This is a genomic window from Sporofaciens sp. JLR.KK001 (assembly GCF_036941055.1).
Classification (GTDB): Bacteria; Bacillota; Clostridia; order Lachnospirales; family Lachnospiraceae; genus Sporofaciens.
The window spans coordinates 3700918-3720046 of the sequence record NZ_JAYMNO010000001.1 but is presented as its reverse complement, the minus strand read 5'-3'; the positions used below and the strand labels follow the sequence as shown (position 1 = coordinate 3720046).

Genomic DNA, 19129 nt, shown 5'->3' with positions numbered 1-19129 from the left:
ATTATGAATAGTGAGAAGAATGAGTTTAGAATTATCAAATACCGGCTGAAGGTGGGCAATCCCAATATATTGCTGGTTCAGTGCTGGTTTTCCAACAATGAGATGGGGGATAATAAGCTCTTATTCCTGTTGGATGATAAGAGGCTGGTGCCAAAGATATCGATCAAAGAAGGAATCGAGATCAGGAAGCGGCATTTGACGGATTCTTACGGGATCGACAGGGAGTATTATTTCTGGCTTCCGCTGCCGGAAGCTATGAACAGCCGGAAGTACATCCGTATCTTTGAGGAGGCGGAGGGGAAGAAGCGGCTGGTCTATGCGATCCCCTGCCGTAAGATCATGAAGCTTCGGGGAAGAGTGGAGAGCTTTATCGAGGAATCCCAGGCCAAAGACGGTAAGGTGGAGATCAAGGGATGGTATATCGCAAAGGATCGCCCGGTTCGGATCACGGCCGCAGATGAGGGCGGGAAACCGATTGAATTCGACACAGAGGAGATGTTCAGGCAGGATGTAGTGGCGGAATTCCCGGAGACAGCGGCAGAGGATGCACATGGGTTCAAACTGATCCTTGACGATGCCGGCAGCAAGAGAGTGAAGATCGTCTTAAGCGACGGGAAGAACCGGACAGAGTATGACCATGAGATCTATCCGTCGGTGGTGAAGAAGGGAGTAACAGAAGCCAGGAAGATTAAGGCGAAGACGGTAAGTTATCTTAAGACGGAAGGTGTAAGGCGGACTGCAAGACGCGCTGTTGTCAAGCTTTTCAGGCTGAATGAGAATAACTATATGTCCTGGTGCAAGGCGAACGGGCCGACGAAGGACGAACTGGATGCCCAGAGGGAGGCGCGGTTTGACCGTATGCCTAAGATCAGTATAGCGGTTCCGCTGTATAAGACGCCGCTTAGTTATCTGGAGGAGCTGATCTGTTCTGTTAGGGAGCAGACCTATGGTAATTGGGAATTATGTCTGTCGGATGGAAGCGGTGAAGAGAACAGCGCTCTTACAGAAGCGCTTAAGAGATATCAGGAGTCTGATAGAAGGATCAAGACGGTGATAAGCCCTGTTCCGCTTAAGATCTCTGAAAATACGAATGAAGCGCTCCGTGTGTCAACAGGGGATTACATTGCGTTTGCCGACCATGACGATTTGTTGACTCCAGACGCATTGTATGAGTGTGTGAAGGCGCTCAATGAAGATCCGAAGATCGATGCGCTGTATTCGGATGAAGATAAGATCTCTATGAACGGGAAGGAATATTTTGAACCGCATTTTAAGACGGATTTTAATATTGATCTTCTGTGTTCTATGAATTATATCTGCCATCTGTTCGTGGTGAGCAGGAAGATCATGGATCAGGTGGGAATGCTTCGAAGCGAATTCGACGGGGCGCAGGATTATGATTTTGTCCTGAGAAGCGTGGAGGCGGCCGGATCTGTGCATCATATTCCGAAGGTATTGTATCACTGGCGGGCGCATAAGGATTCCACGTCAGAGAATCCGCAGAGCAAGATGTATGCATTTGAGGCGGGTAAGAGAGCGGTGCAGGCGCATTACGACAGGATCGGAATTGCGGCGAAGGTACATCAGGGAGAATATCTGGGACTTTATAAGACCGAGCATATCTTGAAGGAGCATCCGCTGATCTCTCTGATCATACCGAACAAGGACCATATCGAGGATCTGGACAAATGCATCAGTTCTATCGAGCAGAAGAGCACATACGACAATTACGAGTATATTATCGTAGAGAATAACAGTGAGAATGAAGAGACCTTCCGCTACTATAAGGATCTTGAGAAGGAGAACCCAAGAGTTCATGTGGTATGCTGGGAAGGAGAGTTCAACTATTCTGCCATTAATAATTACGGCGCCAAGTTCGCAAAGGGCGAGTACCTGCTGCTTTTGAACAACGACACGGAGATCATTAACGGAAGCTGCTTGGAGGAGATGATTGGGTATTGTATGCATGACAATGTAGGCGCTGTGGGAGCAAGGCTTTACTACAGCGACGAGACCATACAGCATGCCGGGGTGATCGTCGGCTTCGGCGGAATCGCGGGCCATGCATTTATCGGGCTGCCGCGCAGCGCCAACGGTTATTTCTCAAGGATCATCTGTGCACAGGATATGAGCGCTGTCACGGCGGCGTGTATGATGGTGAAGAAGAGTGTCTTTGAGGAAGTGGGCGGCTTAAGTACGGAATTACAGGTAGCGTTCAACGATATTGACCTGTGTATGAAGATCCGTGAAGCAGGATACTTGATCGTATATAATCCATATGCGGAATTATATCATTATGAATCAAAATCAAGAGGCCTTGAGAATACGAAAGAGAAGGTAGACAGATTCAACGGAGAGATCGCTACGTTTGCTCAGAAATGGCCTGAGATATTGAAGAATGGAGATCCATATTACAATCCGAACCTGTCTTTGGAAAGATGTGATTTTAGTTTAAAATAGATGAGGATTGGAGATAGGAAATATGCGTGATAGAAGAACGAAAGTTTGTAGGTGGGGGATGTATGCAGCTGGTGCGTTGCTGCTGGCTCTGGTGGCGGGAATATATGCATTTTGGCTAGAAGGTGTCGCGGATGCGTCCAGAGCAGGGAATATGCTGTTCTACGTCAGGAGGGCATGCGTCTCCAAAAAGGTCTGCCTTCTTGCCGTTCTTCTGTTTGCGATATTTCTGTTATATGATCATTACGGTGCAAGGTTCGTGTCGTTCCTGTATGCCTGGAGATTTGCCATAGCGGCGGCCTTGTTCGTATTGTGTGTGGTCTGTGAGCTGAACGGTTCATCCATCGGTGTGTGGCAGGCGTATATGGGAGGAACAGATACGGGAACGCTCCTTGGGGCTGCAAGGCCGATCCGTTCGGATGAATGGGCGGTCTCAACGCCTATGATGCTGTCCCAGTACCGCAACGCAGCCGGTGCATTTCCCTATTACAGTGATACGGTCCGGGGGGCTGCGACCGATATGTTCATGGTCTATGGGCAGCCTGTCAGGGATATTGCAATGATCTTCAAACCCTTCTATTGGGGGTATCTTTTTCTGCCGGCCGGAATGGGTCTGGCTTTTTTCTGGTATGGCAGATGGATTGCGCTGTTTCTGGTATCCTTTGAGATGGGTATGCTTCTGTCCGGAGGGGATAAGCGGCTGGCTGTGTCCGGTGCTTTCCTTGTTGCTTTTGCCCCTGTGGTCCAGTGGTGGTTCGCGATCAACGGACTTGTAGAGATGCTGGTCTTCGGGCAGTTGTCGGTACTGCTTCTGCAGAAATACATGACAGATACAAGGACATGGGTTCGGGGGATTTGTGCGTCGGTGATTGCAGTCTGCGCGGGCGGATTTATCTTGATACTGTATCCGGCGTGGCAGTTCCCCATGGCATATGTGATCCTGGGTCTGGGAATCTGGGTGATCCTTGAGAATTACCGGGGATTTAAGATGAACATGGGAGATGTCTTATGCCTTGCGGCGGTTCTTGCAGTTTTTGCCGGAATCATGCTCCACGTTTGGAACAACTCTAAGGAGACCATTGAACTGGTCCTGAATACGGCTTATCCGGGGAAACGGCTGGATACGGGCGGAGGGATCGGTCTTGAGTTCTTCAATTATGCTTCCAATATCTGGTATGCGCTTTTGGGAGAGGGAACAGGCGCGAATGCATGTGAGAGCGCACAGTTTATAGATTTCTTCCCGCTGTGCTATATCATTCCGCTGTATGTTGCGGTAAAGAAAAGGGATAAGCTGATAGGGATCCTGCTTTGTGTGGATGTATTCCTCCTGATCTGGTGTATCGCCGGATTCCCGGCGATGCTTGCGAAGGTGACGCTCATGAGTTATTCGACCGCGCCAAGAGCTTTCGTGATACTGGGATTCGTCAATATACTGATGCTGATCCGCGGCGTATCCCTGTTGGAATGGAGCTGTCCGGCGGCAGTCGGCGGAGCGTTAGCCGTGATCGGCGGATACGCTGTCGTTAAGATCGGCAGCCTTATTAACGAGGACTTCTATCCGGAAGCGGGATATTATATCTTTACTGTTGTGTTGTGGATTTTGATGTTCTACCTGCTGATTCGGTATCATGACAATAGATGCAGGAAGTTTTTCGGAGTTCTCTGTATGGGTGTGATGATATTGGCGGGGGCGCTGGTTAATCCGGTAAGACGCGGAGTGGACAATATCTATGATACCGAGCTGGTTCAGACCATAGAAGAAGTACACGGGCAGGAACCAGAGGCGCTGTGGGCTGTGGAAGGGTTAGGTTTTCCCTGCATCAATATAGGGATCATGGCGGGGGCGCCAACGGTCAATTCGACGAATGTGTACCCGAACCTTAAGAGGTGGGAAGCATTGGATCCGGACGGTGTCAATGCAAAGATATATAACCGGTATGCGCATATTGCAGTTTCTTTGAAGGAGAGCGGGAAACCCGAATTTCTTCTGAACCAGCCGGATGTATTTACCGTATCATTGACGGCGGAGGATTTGAAGAAGTTGGGGGTTTCATATTTAATATCAGGCAGGGACAAATTAAATCTTATAAAAGTAAAAAATGTTGGCAATTATTATATATATAGGATAGAATAGGAGTAGAGGAAGAAGAGCTTTGAGATTATCGGAGAGAAAGAAACAGAGAAGGCAGAGACAGTTGATCATGCGATTCCTGCTTTTCGCGACGCTTTTTCGTCTGTTTTTGTTCTGGCAGACGCCGTTATCTTATTGGACAGAACAGGTATATGACGACCAATTGATGTATCATTATGCAGATAGCCTGGCGGATTTTCAGTGGTTGGGGGATTATTCCCATCTGACGTTGGTGAAGAGTGTATCTTATCCTCTGTTTACAGCGTTCTGGCATATTATCAGGGTACCGTATTCCGTTGCTATAGGTCTCTTATGTATTGTGTCTTCTGCGGTGTTTGTCAAGTCTGTCTACAGACTGATTCCTCATATAGAGTGGAAAGCGGCGATCTATTTGCTGCTTCTCTATTCACCGATCGGATTTAAGGAATTGGTGGTGCAGAGGACCTATCAGATGGCGCTGGTTCCATATGCGGTAATATTGGTTTTTTCCTGTATGATCGCGCTCTTTCTTGGAAGAGATGATGAGAGCCGACTTCGCAGATGGGGGATCGGCGGTGCAGTTTGTCTGCCGTTCTTCTATTATATAAGGGACGATTCCATATGGATTATGCCTTTTGTGTCTGTGGTGACAGCAGTGACTCTTGCCTGCCTGATCTGGGAGAACAGGCAGATTACAAGGCAGATAATAAGAAAGGCCGTATGGATTCTGCTGCCGGTCGTCTCGCTTGGTATCGTTACCCTGGGAATCTGTACCATGAATTTTATTTATTATGATGAATTTGCTGCAAGTGAGAGAACAGGATCAGAATTCGCGGAATTGATGGACTGTCTGTATAAGATAGAAGACAAAGACGCCTCCCCGGATGTATGGTGTTCCAATGACGCTATCGCAGATGCGATCCGTGTTAGCCCTTCGCTTCGTTCCATCAAGGAAGAGATCCTTGGTCAGGAAGCCAATTGGAGCCAGGGGAAGAATAAGGATATGAAGGGCGATATGCCTATGTGGGTTATGCGCTGTGCCCTCAGCGATGCGGGATATTTTAAGAGCAGCGCGAAGATGAGAACTTTCTGCGGCAAGGCTGTGGAGGAATTGGATGAAGCTTTTGAGAGCGGCGCTTTGAAAGAAGATGGATTAATCCACTTAAGCAGTGTAGAGGTACAGGAGGAATATATAGAGAACGGCAAATACTGGAAGGATTTCTGGAAATATTTTACAGGCGTTATGAACTATAAGGGACCGGCGGTCAAACTCTGCAAAATGGGTATCAGTACGGGAAAGGCTGATGTGATCAGGGAGTGGGAAGATTTCTTCTACAGCGATACTACTTATCCTGCGAAGTATGCAAGGACAGATAAGGCTATGGATACTTCTTTTGGACTGACGGACCGTTTGGTCCAGGTATCTGTGACAGTTATCCATGCGCTCTACAGGATATTGAGTGTGATCGTCAATATCGCGGCCATAGCAGGGCTTGTATATATAACGGCGGCCCTTTTCCGTGACAGAAGGCATATAGAGATGTGGCTGTGTATTATGGGGATGCTGTTGTCTGCTGTTTTGTTGGTGACAGCCGTTGTGCTGTTCAGCAGTTGGTTTGGTACGGAGATGGAGCCCTCCGTCTATATGTATCTGGCCGGTGTATATCCTCTGCTTCAGATCGCGAAGTATCTGGTCATATACCAGAGCTTCAGACTGATGGCGCACCAGAGGATTTCAGAAATGACCTTGAATGACAGAGTAAGGAGAATATAGTATAATGGATAAAGTTGCAGTGTTAATACCCTGCTATAATGAGAGTATTACAATAGAGAAGGTTGTAAGAGATTACAGGCGTGTGCTGCCGGAAGCGGTCATCTATGTGTATGACAATAATTCCACCGACGGAACAGACCGGATCGCAAGGGATGCCGGTGCGATTGTCAGATATGAATATCGGCAGGGCAAGGGAAATGTGATCAGGAGTATGTTTCGGGATATTGAGGCACAGTGCTATCTGATGATCGACGGAGACGATACTTATCCGGCGGAGGATGCCCCTCAGATGATCGACCTGGTTCTTAACAAGGGAGTGGATATGGTGATCGGCGACCGATTGTCTTCCACATATTTTACAGAGAATAAGCGGCCTTTTCACAATTCGGGGAATCTTGTTGTGAGAGGCCTGATCAATAGACTGTTCAGGAGCAATGTCAAGGACATTATGACAGGTTACCGTGCGTTCAGCCGGCTCTTTGTCAAGAGTTTTCCGGTTCTGTCCAAGGGCTTCGAGATTGAGACGGAGATGACTATCCATGCGCTGGATAAGAATTTCCTGCTTGAGGAGGTTCCGGTTTCTTACAGGGACAGGCCTACGGGAAGTGAATCTAAGCTCAACACGGTAAGCGACGGCGTCAAGGTGTTGAAGACGATCATGAATCTGTTCCGGGATTACAAGCCGTTGTTGTTTTTTACGACTTTGTCCGTGATCTGTGTCATTAGCGCGCTGGCATTATTCATTCCGGTGCTTCTGGAGTATTTTGCCACCGGCCTGGTTCTTCGCTTCCCGACTCTTATTGTGTCGGGTGTGCTTGCAACGATCGGGATTCTTCTGTGGATCTGCGGTCTGATCCTGCATGTTACGGTGAAGAAGCACCGGCAGTTGTATGAGATATTGCTGAATCAGATTAGTATAGGAAGATAGACGAAAGGAGGAGTTTTTCAAGGGGATTAGAAGGGGAAGACAAGAAAGGAGATTGAGTTATGCGGGGAAGAATGACAAGATTATTAAAAGGAGCGGGCGTGTATGTACTATTGCTTGCATTGCTTGGTACGAATGTCTGGGCGGTTGAGGAGCCCGGGAACGCTACGGTACAGTTGACGGAAAATGGGATATCCTTTGGAACAGGCAGCACCTCCGATCCTGAACAACAAGAGCCGCAGGAGACGCCTGTGGTTTTGGACGGGCAGGAAGGTCCGGCAGGAGATGCGGCGGATGATCAGGCAGAACCGGATGCCGTGAACCAGACGGAACCAGAGACCGAAGAACCGGATGCCGGAATCATGACATTGGATGAAGCACGTCTGATCGATGACGGTCAGATCAGAGTAACGGATTATAACAGCGGGAAGGGCACCTTCCGGGTTGTGATCTCAGGTGTGGATACAGAGCAGGTGAAAGAGATCCTTGTGCCGGTCTGGAGTGTGGTGAACGGCCAGGACGATATCGTATGGTATCCGGCGCAAAGGAGCAGTAACGGCGTCTATTACACGGATGTAGATCTTAAGAATCATAAGTATTCTACGGGAACCTATAATATCCATGTGTACGTTACGGATAAGGCCGGCAAGCAGTATTATCTGGGTTCTGCGGCCCAGGACGTGCAGCTTAACAAGGGGAAGCTTACCGTAACCAAGAACAATGAGAGAGACTTTACCGTTGAGCTTACAGGAATCGAGATTCCGGGAGCGAAGAATATCCAGTTTCCAACCTGGAGTGCGGTGAACGGTCAGGACGATATCAAGTGGTATACACTTCCGAACAATGGGGGCAATACATACAGATATAAGATCTCCGTTATGGATCACACAGGGCTTGGAAAGTATAATGTGCATGCATATGCACAGATGCCGGATGGATCCATGATCTTCCTTGGCTCATCAGGATTCGAGACAGAAGCGCCGTCAGGCGGAAGCGTTGAGGCTTCCGTGGGCAGTAATTCCGGCGGACAGTTTCAGGTGAAGGTATCGGGTATCAAGAATGTCGGATTGATCAGACAGGTTCAGGTTCCGATCTGGTCAGATCCGGGACAGAAGGATATCGTATGGTATACCGCGAACCGTAACTCCAACGGCGATTATATCGTGAATGCCAACATCGCGAACCATCAGTATAACTGTGGGAAATATACGATCCATGCTTACATGACGGATGTGACGGGCGCGCTGAATTTTGTAGGCGCTACAAGCTGTGAACTGAAGCCGGGATATCAGTCTCTTAGCGCGGCGGATATCAGCGGTACAGAATCCACTTACCGGATCTCGCTGTCGGGACTGGTAGTTCCGGGCGGAGAGAAGGGTGTCAGGTTCGCCGTATGGGGCGCAGCAAATGGCCAGAATGATATCAGATGGTACAGTGCATCCGGTAAGAACGGCAGCTATACCTGTGATGTGCAGGTTGCGAATCATGGAGAATTTGGGAAATATATTGTACATGGATATTATGAGACGGCAGACGGCAGCCTTCATTTCATAGGGGCGACCGGATTCGATGTGACGAAGAGACCAATGGCGGCACGTGTACAGATCGGTAATATTAACCGTACGGCAGGTACCTTCCAGGTGACGGTCAGCGGTGTGACCGCAGTGTCAGGAGTTAATAAGGTGCAGATCCCGGTTTGGTGTGCAAGCAACCAGAGCGATATCGCATGGTATACGGCAGGAAGGATTTCAGAAGGCGTATACGCTGTGAATGTAAGGGTTGCAGATCATGCGCATCATTTTGGAAACTATACGGCGCATGTGTATGTGACGGCGAACAATGGGGCGCAGACCTGTGTAGGCGGTGCGACAGCCAATATATCACCGCTTAACTATGTCTATAATATGCCGATCAATTCTACACAGTATGAGGTCGGTATCATGGGTGCATCGGGTAACAGGGTGCAGTTCCCGACATGGAGCAATACCAACGGCCAGGATGATCTCGTGTGGTACGAGGGTGTGAACAGAGGAAACGGTAAGTGGAATGCAGTTGTGGACAGTGCAAGGCACAACAGCGGCGGCGCATACACGACTCATGCATATGTCTATTCCGGGAATTCTATGAATGGATTCGGCAAGACTTCTTACTCTCTGTACAAGGTACCGACCCAGCAGGGTCAGATGTTGAATCGGGCTAATCTGTACAGCAGTCCGACGCCCTATTTGTTGATGGTGAACCGGAGCACTCATAAGGTGGGTGTCTTCCAGAGAGGCGCAGGCGGCTGGGAGTTCGTCCATTACTGGGACTGCGGCGACGGTGCACCGGGTACGCCTACGGTAGAGGGAGTCTTCTCCGTGGGAAGCAAGGGGTATTATTTTGATTCCGGAGCGGCGAGATGCTACTGGTATACACAGTTCAGAGGGAATTATCTGTTCCACTCCGTACTGTATAACAAGAACGGAACCTTGCAGGACGGAAGGGTCGGCATGGCGTTGTCACATGGCTGTGTCAGACTGCTGATCGAGAATGCGAAGTGGATCTATGATACGATTCCGACCGGAACGACGGTTGTTGTATACCATTAAGACCCAGATGAGGTAATATATGAAGAGAGTGATTACGTATGGCACGTTTGATTTGATTCATTACGGACATATTAATCTGTTAGAAAGAGCCAGGCGATTAGGGGATTACCTGATCGTCGGGCTCTCTACAAATGAATTCAATGCCATCAAGAATAAGAAATGTTACTTTTCTTATGAGGAGAGAAAGCGGCTTTTAGAGGCGATCCGGTATGTTGATCTGGTCATTCCGGAGGAAGCGTGGGAGCAGAAGGCAAGTGATATCAAGTTATATCAGATCGATACATTTGTTATAGGGGATGACTGGGAGGGCAAGTTTGATGAATTAAAGAGCCTGTGTGAAGTCGTCTATCTGAATCGGACACCTGAGGTTTCGACAACAAAGATCAAGAGTGAACTAAAGATATTTTGAGAGGAAGAAACAGAATGGGGCAATTTGTTGATAAGAAGTTGATGGTGTTTGGGTCGACACCGGATTTTGCGGATAATTCAAGAGCATTATGGGAATATGTCACGAAGAATACCGATTATGATACATTTTGGGTCATACAGGACAGGAAGATGCTGGAGGCATTAAGAGAGAAGGGCGTCGCCTGCGGCTTGGAGGGCGAAGAGACGACGGAGCTGATGATCGACAGGGCACGTTTTCTGATCACGTCCTCTTTTCAATTTGCGGACCGGAAGAGACCGGATCAGATTCATGTTGCGGCATGGCATGGCTTCCCGCTCAAATTGATCGGATTCTTTGACAGTGCGGCTGCGGATTCCGATGATTTCCGGCTGCTGAAGACCATCACGACACAGACCGATCTTATTACGGCTCCTTCGAGGCTGTCGCAGCTTACGCTAAGCGGCATGTTTGCAGTAGATCCTCGTAAGGTTAAGGAGACCGGTTATCCGAGAAATGATATGATGTTCTGGTCTGACGGCAAAGAAGAGCTTAAGAAGCTTACAGACATAGATGTAGAGACGGATAAACTGATCTTCTATCTGCCAACCATGCGCAAGGGCTTGAAGGATGAAGGAGAGCAGTTTGAGAATAATATTTTCAATTATCCGGATTATGATGCGGATCAGATCGATCAGTTTCTGGAGGCGAATCACGCGTACATTTTCGCGAAGGTGCATTTTGCTGATAATGAATTCTTTAAGGGAGAGAATGTGAAGCTTCCGAAGCGAATGATTTTCCTGGATACGGACATACTGAATAAGAATTTCCTGACGATCTATCATGTTATGAATGGATTTGATGCTCTGATCACCGATTATTCGTCGGTGTATGTTGATTTCCTTCTGCTTGATAAGCCGATCATATTCTCCTGCCCTGATCTGGCAAAGTATCAGGCGGACAGAGGATTTATCGTGGATGACCCGAAGCTTCTCATGCCGGGACCTGTGGTCGGCACGCAGGATAAGCTTTTTGAGATATTGGGAGATATCTTGGCGGGTCGGGATGGATTCCGGGAGGTGCGAAAGGAGAAGATGGCATTCTTCCACAGGTATCAGGATGCGGACTCTTCCAGGAGACTGCTTGAGGAGATGGAAAAGGCGGATGAATGCGGGATTGCAGATTCTGGGAAGGATATAGGATATTCATTCATGGATGTGCTGTCGCCGCTGCACCAGTATGTGGACAAGACCAGGGCGGAGTTCTTCTTCGATACAGGCGATGGATTCTGTGAAGAATCGAAGACGGTTGTGGAATACAAGGCCAGAGAAGGAGGACAGCCGGTTGCATTTGTGTTAGATATTCCGGATTCCTGCAGAGCGGTCCGTTTCGATCCGGACGATGACGGAAGATATGGACTTAGGAATCTGATAGTATTGCTTGACGGTGCACCGGCGGAGTATGAAATCATTCATGGGTTTAAGGCGGAGGAAGATACCTTCTTCAATGAGAAGGATCCGCAGATTGTGATAGCTCTGGGTGATAAGGCGTATTGTAAAGTCCGGATCGAATATGAAAGTATTGATCTGCATTCGGAAGCGGGTAAGATCATATGGCAGATGTACAGGAAGGCAGCCGCGGCAGGCAGAGAAACGGCAAAAGCCGTTAAGAGATTATCAGAGATCAGCACGTCGCGTTCATGGAAGCTTACGAGACCGCTCAGGGATGCAGGACAGGCGGTGAAGAAGATACGAACGAAGCGGTAACAGATGAAGTATTGTGAAGCAAGAGAAGGGAGTATATGGAGTATGAAGAAGAGACTGTTATTATCAATGTTATTTTTAGCCGGGATGCTCTGTCTGACAGGCTGTGAACAGGGGCAGACCAAGGAAGTGAATGCATCGGAACAGGAAGAGAGTGAGACGCCGGGTCAGGGGGATCAGGAGGAAGAAGAGGACCAGGATCAGGATGACCAGGAGAAAGACAGCCAGGAGGAAGAGGGGCAGGATCAGGAGAATCAGGAATCCGATCAGTCAGAGGTTGACAACAGTGTGCAGCATTCGCCGGATATCACGGTTTATTACAGCAATGAGGATGCGACGGCATTTGATTCTGAGGAGATTCAGATGGGATCGTTCTCAGCAGAGAATATCTTGACCGCTCTGGTTGATAAGGGCGTAGTGACGGCAGATGTCAAGATTCTGTCTCTTGAGGTCAAGGAGGTAGACGGAAAGGATACGATTGAGATTGATTTTAATAATGCATTTGCTTCCTATATCTCCAGTATGGGAACCTCAGGGGAATACTATATCATGGGCGGTGTGTGCAACACATTCCTGGATGCATATGAATGCGATCAGATCAAGATCACAGTCGAAGGCGGGACGCTAGAGACCGGGCACGCCGAATATCCGGGTTATATGACCCAATTTTCATAATGAACAAACCGGGTTACTATTCATCCGGTAAATTTGCCCGGATGGCGAATGTTACTTTGCGGACAATACGCTACTATGACAAACAGGATATCTTAAAGCCCTCCTTTGTCAGTGAATCGGGAGCGCGGTTTTATACAGACGAAGACTTTGCAAGGCTTCAGCAGATCTTGCTGCTGAAATACCTGGGATTCTCGCTGGATGACATCAGAGAGATGACCATTGATGATGCGGATTATCACTTCATGCTGGATTCCCTGAACATTCAGCTCAAGCTGGTGCGGGATCGTATCGAGCAGATGCAGCTTGTGGAGACCGCGATCATGGAGACCTCGGACGCGATACAGAAAGAGCGGACCATCGACTGGAACAAGATGCTGAACCTGATCCATCTGACTGGGATGGAGAAGAGCCTGAAAAACCAGTATCAGAACGCATCCAATATCTCGGCGCGCATCCACCTGCACAGCCTGTATTCACAGAATCAGCAAGGGTGGTTCCCCTGGATCTATGAACAGTTGGAAGTATGTCCGGGTATTCGGATCTTGGAGTTAGGCTGCGGGGACGGAACGCTCTGGGTCGAGAATCTAAAGCATCTGCCGAAAGAGGCGGATATCATACTGTCGGACATCTCGGAAGGGATGTTAAGAGACGCCCGCCGTGCGATCGGTGCGAAGGACGGACGGTTTTCCTACGAGGTGTTCGACTGTCAGCATATTCCCTTTGCGGACGGAAGCTTCGACCTGGTGATCGCCAATCATGTTCTGTTCTATTGTGAGGATATCCGCCGGGTGTGCGGTGAGGTGCGGCGGGTGCTTCGGCCGGACGGAAGGTTCTTGTGCAGTGCTTATGGGCAGGAACATATGAAAGAGGTGAGTCTCCTGGTGCAGGGATTCGACGATCGGATCGTGCTGTCGGCGGATAAGCTGTATGATCGGTTCGGGAAGGAGAATGGTGCCGGGATTTTAGAGGAATATTTTCCGGTCTGCCAGTGGAAGACGTACGAAGATCAACTGATCGTTCCGGAGCCGGAGCCTCTGATCTCCTATGTGCTCTCCTGCCATGGCAATCAGGGGCAGTATATTACGGAGCGGTATAAGGAATTCCGATCTTACGTGAAGCGTAAGACAGATAAGGGGTTCCGGATCACGAAGGAGGCGGGAGCGTTCCTGTGCCGGATATGATTATAATTAGTTGAGGTTAGACAAAGGAGACGCGAACCTTGTAAGGTGCCGCGTCTCCTTTGTTTAAACCTGCTCCTTTCCCTGTAAGGAGGGATTCTGATATAATTTGCGTTCGATCTGCCGCCGTTCAATGGCTATCTGTTTTAATGCCTTTTCATCATCTGTAACAGCTTCGATTCGTTCCAGGATAGATAACTGATCAAATAAATAGCCATTATATTCTTTTTCATTTGTTGGCATTTTTGTTCACCTCCTATAAAAAAGTAATCTTGTTATGTCTTATTATAGCATACCTTACCGGACGAAATACAAATATTTACTTAAATATGGAAAAAATGCTTGAAGGTGACCTAAGGTCACCATTTATAATGTCTAAAGACGGAATGAAAATGCATGAATATATGAACACTATGAGTAAATGGGTAACAGGAGGTTTCAAATGAAAGGAATTATATTAGCAGGAGGATCCGGCACGCGTCTGTATCCCCTCACCATGGTGACATCCAAGCAGTTGTTGCCGATCTATGATAAACCGATGATTTATTATCCCATGTCGGTGCTGATGAATGCCGGGATCCGGGAGATCCTTATCATCTCCACACCGCAGGATACGCCCAGGTTCAAGGAGCTCTTAGGAGACGGGCATCAGTTCGGTGTTCAGTTGTCCTATGCGGTACAGCCAAGCCCCGACGGACTTGCGCAGGCATTCATTATCGGGGCGGATTTTATCGGAGACGACACGGTTGCCATGGTCTTGGGCGACAATATCTTCGCGGGCCACGGATTGAAGAAGCGGCTGAAAGCGGCGGTCAAGAATGCGGAATCCGGAAAAGGCGCAACCGTATTCGGTTATTATGTGGACGATCCGGAGCGTTTCGGAATCGTGGAATTCAACCATGAGGGCAAGGCGATCTCGATCGAGGAGAAGCCGGAGTGCCCTAAGAGTAATTACTGCGTGACAGGGCTGTATTTCTATGATAATCAGGTGGTAGAGTATGCCAGGGATTTAAAGCCAAGCGCCCGGGGCGAGCTTGAGATCACGGATCTGAACCGGGTGTATCTGGAGTCGGAGAAGCTGAATGTGGAGCTTCTGGGACAGGGCTTCACCTGGCTTGACACGGGAACCCATGAGAGTCTCGTGGACGCGACGAATTTCGTCAAGACTATGGAGTCCCATCAGCACCGCAAGATCGGCTGCCTGGAGGAGATCGCTTACCTGAACGGATGGATTTCCAAAGAAGAGGTGCTCAAGGTGTACGAGATCCTGAAGAAGAACCAGTATGGCCAATATCTGAAAGACGTCCTGGACGGGAAATATCAGGACGGACTATATTAACAAAGCAGAATGGAGAATGATTATGAATATTATAGTGACCGGCGGAGCCGGATTTATCGGAAGCAACTTTGTATTTCACATGCTTGGCAAGTACCCGGATTACAGGATCATCTGCCTGGACTGCCTGACTTATGCGGGGAATCTGTCTACGCTTGAACCGGTGATGGATAATCCGAATTTCAGATTCGTGAAGGAGAGCATCACAGACCGGGAGGCAGTGTATCGGCTGTTTGAAGAAGAACATCCGGATATGGTGGTGAATTTTGCGGCGGAGAGTCATGTAGACCGTTCCATCGAGGACCCGGAGGTGTTCCTGGATACCAATATCAAGGGAACGGCTGTGCTGATGGATGCCTGCAGGAAGTACGGCATCACCCGCTATCATCAGGTATCTACCGACGAGGTGTACGGAGATCTGCCTCTTGACAGGCCGGACCTGTTTTTCACGGAGGAGACGCCGATCCATACCAGCAGCCCATACAGCTCATCCAAGGCGGCGGCGGACTTGTTGGTTCTGGCGTATCACAGGACCTATGGCCTGCCGGTGACCATCAGCAGATGTTCTAACAACTATGGGCCGTACCATTTCCCGGAGAAGCTGATCCCGCTGATGATCGCCAATGCGCTCAACGATAAGCCGCTGCCGGTATACGGGAAGGGTGAGAATGTCCGTGACTGGCTCTATGTGGAGGATCACTGCAAGGCGATCGATCTGATCATCCATAAGGGACGCGTGGGAGAAGTCTATAACATCGGCGGCCACAATGAGATGAAGAATATTGATATCGTCAAGATCATCTGCAAGGAGCTGGGGAAACCGGAGAGCCTGATCACCTATGTAACCGACCGCAAGGGACACGATATGCGCTATGCGATCGATCCGGCGAAGATCCACAGTGAGCTTGGATGGCTTCCGGAGACGAAGTTCGCGGACGGGATCAAGAAGACGATAGAGTGGTATCTGAATAATAAAGAGTGGTGGGAGACGATCATCTCCGGCGAGTATCAGAATTATTATGAGAAGATGTATGCAAACCGGTAAACAGGAGGGACCAGCATGAAGATATTAGTGACAGGAGTGGCGGGACAGTTAGGCCATGATGTGATGAATGAGTTGGCAGGACGGGGCTATGAAGGAATCGGCAGTGATATAGCTCCCGGGTACAGCGGGATACAGGACGGGACGGCAGTTACTTCTATGCCCTATGTTCAGATGGATATTACGGACGCAGACGCGGTGAGGACGAAGATTGAGGATGTGAAGCCGGATGTGGTAGTTCACTGTGCGGCGTGGACGGCGGTAGACCTGGCGGAGGATGAAGATAAGGTAGATAAGGTGCGCGCCATCAATGCCGACGGTACCAGGTATATAGCCGAGAGCTGTAAAAAGCTTGACTGCAAGATGGTATATCTCAGCACGGATTATGTCTTTGACGGACAGGGAAGCACCCCCTGGGATCCGGACTGCAAGGATTATAAGCCGCTGAACGTCTATGGCAAGACCAAATTAGAAGGAGAGCTTGCGGTGGCGGAGAATTTGTCTAAGTATTTTATCGTGCGGATCGCCTGGGTGTTCGGCAAGAACGGGAAGAACTTTATTAAGACTATGCTGAATGTAGGCAAGACCCATGACAGGCTTACGGTTGTCAACGATCAGATCGGGACTCCGACCTATACCTATGATCTGGCAAGGCTTCTGGTGGATATGCTTGAGACGGAACGGTACGGCTATTATCATGCCACCAACGAGGGAGGTTACATCAGTTGGTATGATTTCACGAAGGAGATCTTCCGGCAGGCGGTAGAGCTTGGTCATCCGGAATATGCAGAAGACCGGCTCAAGGTTGTTCCGGTCACGACGGCAGAGTATGGTATATCCAAGGCGGCAAGGCCATTTAACAGCCGTTTGGACAGAAGCAAGCTTGCAGGCAGCGGATTCACACCGCTTCCGACCTGGCAGGATGCGCTTGGAAGGTATTTGAAAGAGATAGAATTCTAAGAGAGGATAAGTATTATGGGACAGATCAAAGTAGAGAAGAACGCAGGCGGGATCCAGGGCTTATGTGTGATCGAGCCGGCAGTCCATGGAGATGCCAGGGGATATTTTATGGAGACTTACAACCAGCGTGATATGGAAGAAGAGGGGCTTACCATGAAGTTCGTGCAGGACAACCAGTCCTGCTCCGCCAAGGGAGTCCTGCGGGGGCTGCATTTCCAGAAGGAATACCCCCAGGGGAAGCTGGTCAGAGTGATCAAAGGCTCTGTATTCGATGTGGCGGTAGACCTGCGCAGCAGCAGTGATACTTACGGCAAATGGTTCGGCATTGAGCTTACTGAAGAGAACAAGAAGCAATTCTATATCCCGGAAGGCTTCGCCCACGGCTTCCTGGTGTTGAGCGACATCGCAGAATTCTGTTATAAATGTACGGATTTCTACCGCCCGGGCGATGAAGGGGGAATGGCGTGGAACGATCCCGAGATCGGAATCACCTGGCCGAAGGTTCAGGGCGCATATCCAGGCAGCGCAGAAGCCCAGGGCTATCACTTAGAAGACGGCACACCGCTGAACTTAAGCGACAAAGACCAGAAATGGGAAGGCTTACGGGATACATTCCATTTCTGATAAAATCATGCTTGTCTGACTTATTGTTCAAGGTGATACAATTACGCCAATAAAAAGGCAGTACAGGGAGTAGTATATTCTTCCCCGTACTGCCTTTTTCTTAAATTGATATAATTTCCTTACTTCTTATAGAGCTTCCGCAGCCCCCAATCCTTCACATATGCGAAGGTATGTCTTATAAGCTCCAGTTCAATGCGCACGTAATTCGGCAGATGCCGCATCCGGAAGCGCACCTTCTTCTGCACCTTCCTCTTGCGAAGACCCTCTAAGATCCCTTCTTTATAGTCTATTCCGAATCCGATCTTCATGAAGAAAGCATACTTGACCAGGTATCCCATAAGCAGAGGAATGAAATTAAGCGCAAGCTGTCCTGCCGGCATATTCTTATAGTTCAGATAGACACTGTTCCTTGCGGACAGGCGGACCTTGAAAGAATTATACTTAGAACCGCTTGTCCCGCTCCCCACATGGAAGACCAGAGCAGTGGGGCAGTACAGATTCTTGTAGCCATAGATCTTGGCGCGGTAAGCCACGTCTATATCTTCCAGATAGGCAAAATGATTCTCGTCAAAAAGCCCGATCTTTTTAAAAGCGGACCGGCGGTAGATTGCCGCGCCGGCACAGGCGGAGAAGACCTCGTCCGCTTCGGTGTAATTAGATGCCGGCCTGCCGCATCCCCGGGCGACGCCCCAGCCCACCAGGGTGTAGAGATCCCCGGCTCCGTCGATCAGCTCCGGGTGATACATCTGCAGCATCTTGCTGGCGACAGAGAAGATACGGGGCGACTGTTCTATAGCATGTACCATCTTTTCCAGAAAATGAGGATCCACGGTGGTGTCGTTATTCAGCAGCAGGACATAAGGCGTCCTGGCATGCCGGATCCCGATATTGACGGCCTTGCTGAAACCATAGTTCTTATCAAGGGCAAGAACCTCGATATCCGGATAGTTCCCGCGCAGATATTCGAGGCTTCCGTCCGTGGAAGCATTGTCTACGATAAGGATACGGCAGTCCTTGAAGGTCTGTTCTTTCAGGGAAGCCAGACACGGCTCCATGAAGCGGCAGCCGTTATAATTAGGGATTATGATTGTAACTTTCATATGTTAAACTCCTGTTTAATTCCGATTCTTTGTCTTAGATTATTGGTTTATTATAGCAAATATTTATATTATGTGCTATATTAATTTTCATAATCGTTTCCAAATATTACAATAGAGTTAATATATTAATAAATTGTTAAGAAAAAGTACCCGGTGACGGGTTGTCGACTTTGATGTTTTGTTGTATGATAAAGTGTAATGCAAAAAAGGAA

At 48.8% G+C, this 19129-nt stretch carries 15 protein-coding genes; 13 read left to right on the top strand and 2 right to left on the bottom strand.

Annotated elements, in window-relative coordinates; translation table 11 throughout:
• The first annotated feature begins 3 nt into the window (after positions 1 to 3).
• The 9 genes from VSQ62_RS18955 to VSQ62_RS18915 are packed head-to-tail and all read left to right on the top strand — an operon-like array spanning position 4 to position 13858.
• Positions 4 to 2460, top strand: a complete 2457-nt coding sequence (locus tag VSQ62_RS18955; RefSeq protein WP_334636329.1) for a glycosyltransferase family 2 protein — start codon at positions 4 to 6, stop codon at positions 2458 to 2460.
• Between the two features lie 22 nt (positions 2461 to 2482).
• Positions 2483 to 4591 carry a DUF7657 domain-containing protein gene (locus tag VSQ62_RS18950; RefSeq protein ID WP_334636327.1) on the top strand — a complete coding sequence of 703 codons (2109 nt, stop codon included), beginning with the start codon at positions 2483 to 2485 and terminating at the stop codon, positions 4589 to 4591.
• A 19-nt stretch (positions 4592 to 4610) separates the two neighbouring features.
• On the top strand, positions 4611 to 6341 hold the full coding sequence (locus VSQ62_RS18945) for a hypothetical protein (RefSeq protein WP_334636324.1): 1731 nt from the start codon (positions 4611 to 4613) through the stop codon (positions 6339 to 6341).
• Positions 6342 to 6345: 4 nt separating this feature from the next.
• A complete protein-coding gene (locus VSQ62_RS18940; protein ID WP_334636323.1) occupies positions 6346 to 7269 on the top strand; it encodes a glycosyltransferase family 2 protein in 924 nt (307 codons plus the stop codon).
• A gap of 59 nt (positions 7270 to 7328) precedes the next feature.
• Positions 7329 to 9854, top strand: a complete 2526-nt coding sequence (locus VSQ62_RS18935) for a GBS Bsp-like repeat-containing protein (RefSeq protein ID WP_334636322.1) — start codon at positions 7329 to 7331, stop codon at positions 9852 to 9854.
• Between the two features lie 19 nt (positions 9855 to 9873).
• The gene (gene tagD / locus VSQ62_RS18930) at positions 9874 to 10263 is read left to right on the top strand and encodes a glycerol-3-phosphate cytidylyltransferase (RefSeq protein WP_334636321.1); all 390 of its coding nucleotides are present in this window, start codon (positions 9874 to 9876) and stop codon (positions 10261 to 10263) included.
• A gap of 14 nt (positions 10264 to 10277) precedes the next feature.
• Positions 10278 to 12005 carry a CDP-glycerol glycerophosphotransferase family protein gene (locus VSQ62_RS18925; RefSeq protein WP_334636320.1) on the top strand — a complete coding sequence of 576 codons (1728 nt, stop codon included), beginning with the start codon at positions 10278 to 10280 and terminating at the stop codon, positions 12003 to 12005.
• A 42-nt stretch (positions 12006 to 12047) separates the two neighbouring features.
• On the top strand, positions 12048 to 12677 hold the full coding sequence (locus VSQ62_RS18920; protein ID WP_334636319.1) for a GerMN domain-containing protein: 630 nt from the start codon (positions 12048 to 12050) through the stop codon (positions 12675 to 12677).
• Complete coding sequence (locus VSQ62_RS18915; RefSeq protein ID WP_334636318.1) at positions 12677 to 13858, top strand: MerR family transcriptional regulator; 1182 nt, start codon at positions 12677 to 12679, stop codon at positions 13856 to 13858. Before VSQ62_RS18920 ends, VSQ62_RS18915 begins: the two co-directional genes overlap by 1 nt.
• Before the next feature lie 63 nt (positions 13859 to 13921).
• Here VSQ62_RS18915 and VSQ62_RS18910 read toward each other — a convergent pair whose 3' ends face one another.
• Complete coding sequence (locus tag VSQ62_RS18910; protein ID WP_334636317.1) at positions 13922 to 14098, bottom strand: hypothetical protein; 177 nt, start codon at positions 14096 to 14098, stop codon at positions 13922 to 13924.
• 199 nt (positions 14099 to 14297) lie between these two features.
• On the opposite strand from VSQ62_RS18910, the gene rfbA reads away from it, so the two are divergent.
• From rfbA to rfbC, 4 genes are read left to right on the top strand one after another with little or no spacing between them, the layout of a single operon-like run.
• A complete protein-coding gene (gene rfbA, locus VSQ62_RS18905) occupies positions 14298 to 15194 on the top strand; it encodes a glucose-1-phosphate thymidylyltransferase RfbA (RefSeq protein ID WP_334636316.1) in 897 nt (298 codons plus the stop codon).
• 22 nt (positions 15195 to 15216) lie between these two features.
• Complete coding sequence (rfbB, locus tag VSQ62_RS18900; RefSeq protein ID WP_334636315.1) at positions 15217 to 16236, top strand: dTDP-glucose 4,6-dehydratase; 1020 nt, start codon at positions 15217 to 15219, stop codon at positions 16234 to 16236.
• Positions 16237 to 16251: 15 nt separating this feature from the next.
• Positions 16252 to 17193, top strand: a complete 942-nt coding sequence (gene rfbD / locus VSQ62_RS18895) for a dTDP-4-dehydrorhamnose reductase (RefSeq protein WP_334636314.1) — start codon at positions 16252 to 16254, stop codon at positions 17191 to 17193.
• Between the two features lie 15 nt (positions 17194 to 17208).
• Complete coding sequence (rfbC, locus tag VSQ62_RS18890; RefSeq protein WP_334636313.1) at positions 17209 to 17817, top strand: dTDP-4-dehydrorhamnose 3,5-epimerase; 609 nt, start codon at positions 17209 to 17211, stop codon at positions 17815 to 17817.
• Positions 17818 to 17936: 119 nt separating this feature from the next.
• Here the strand turns inward: rfbC and VSQ62_RS18885 are convergent, their stop codons facing one another.
• Positions 17937 to 18917: a glycosyltransferase family 2 protein gene (locus VSQ62_RS18885; protein WP_334636312.1), complete on the bottom strand. Its 981-nt coding sequence runs from the start codon at positions 18915 to 18917 to the stop codon at positions 17937 to 17939.
• Positions 18918 to 19129 lie beyond the last annotated feature (212 nt).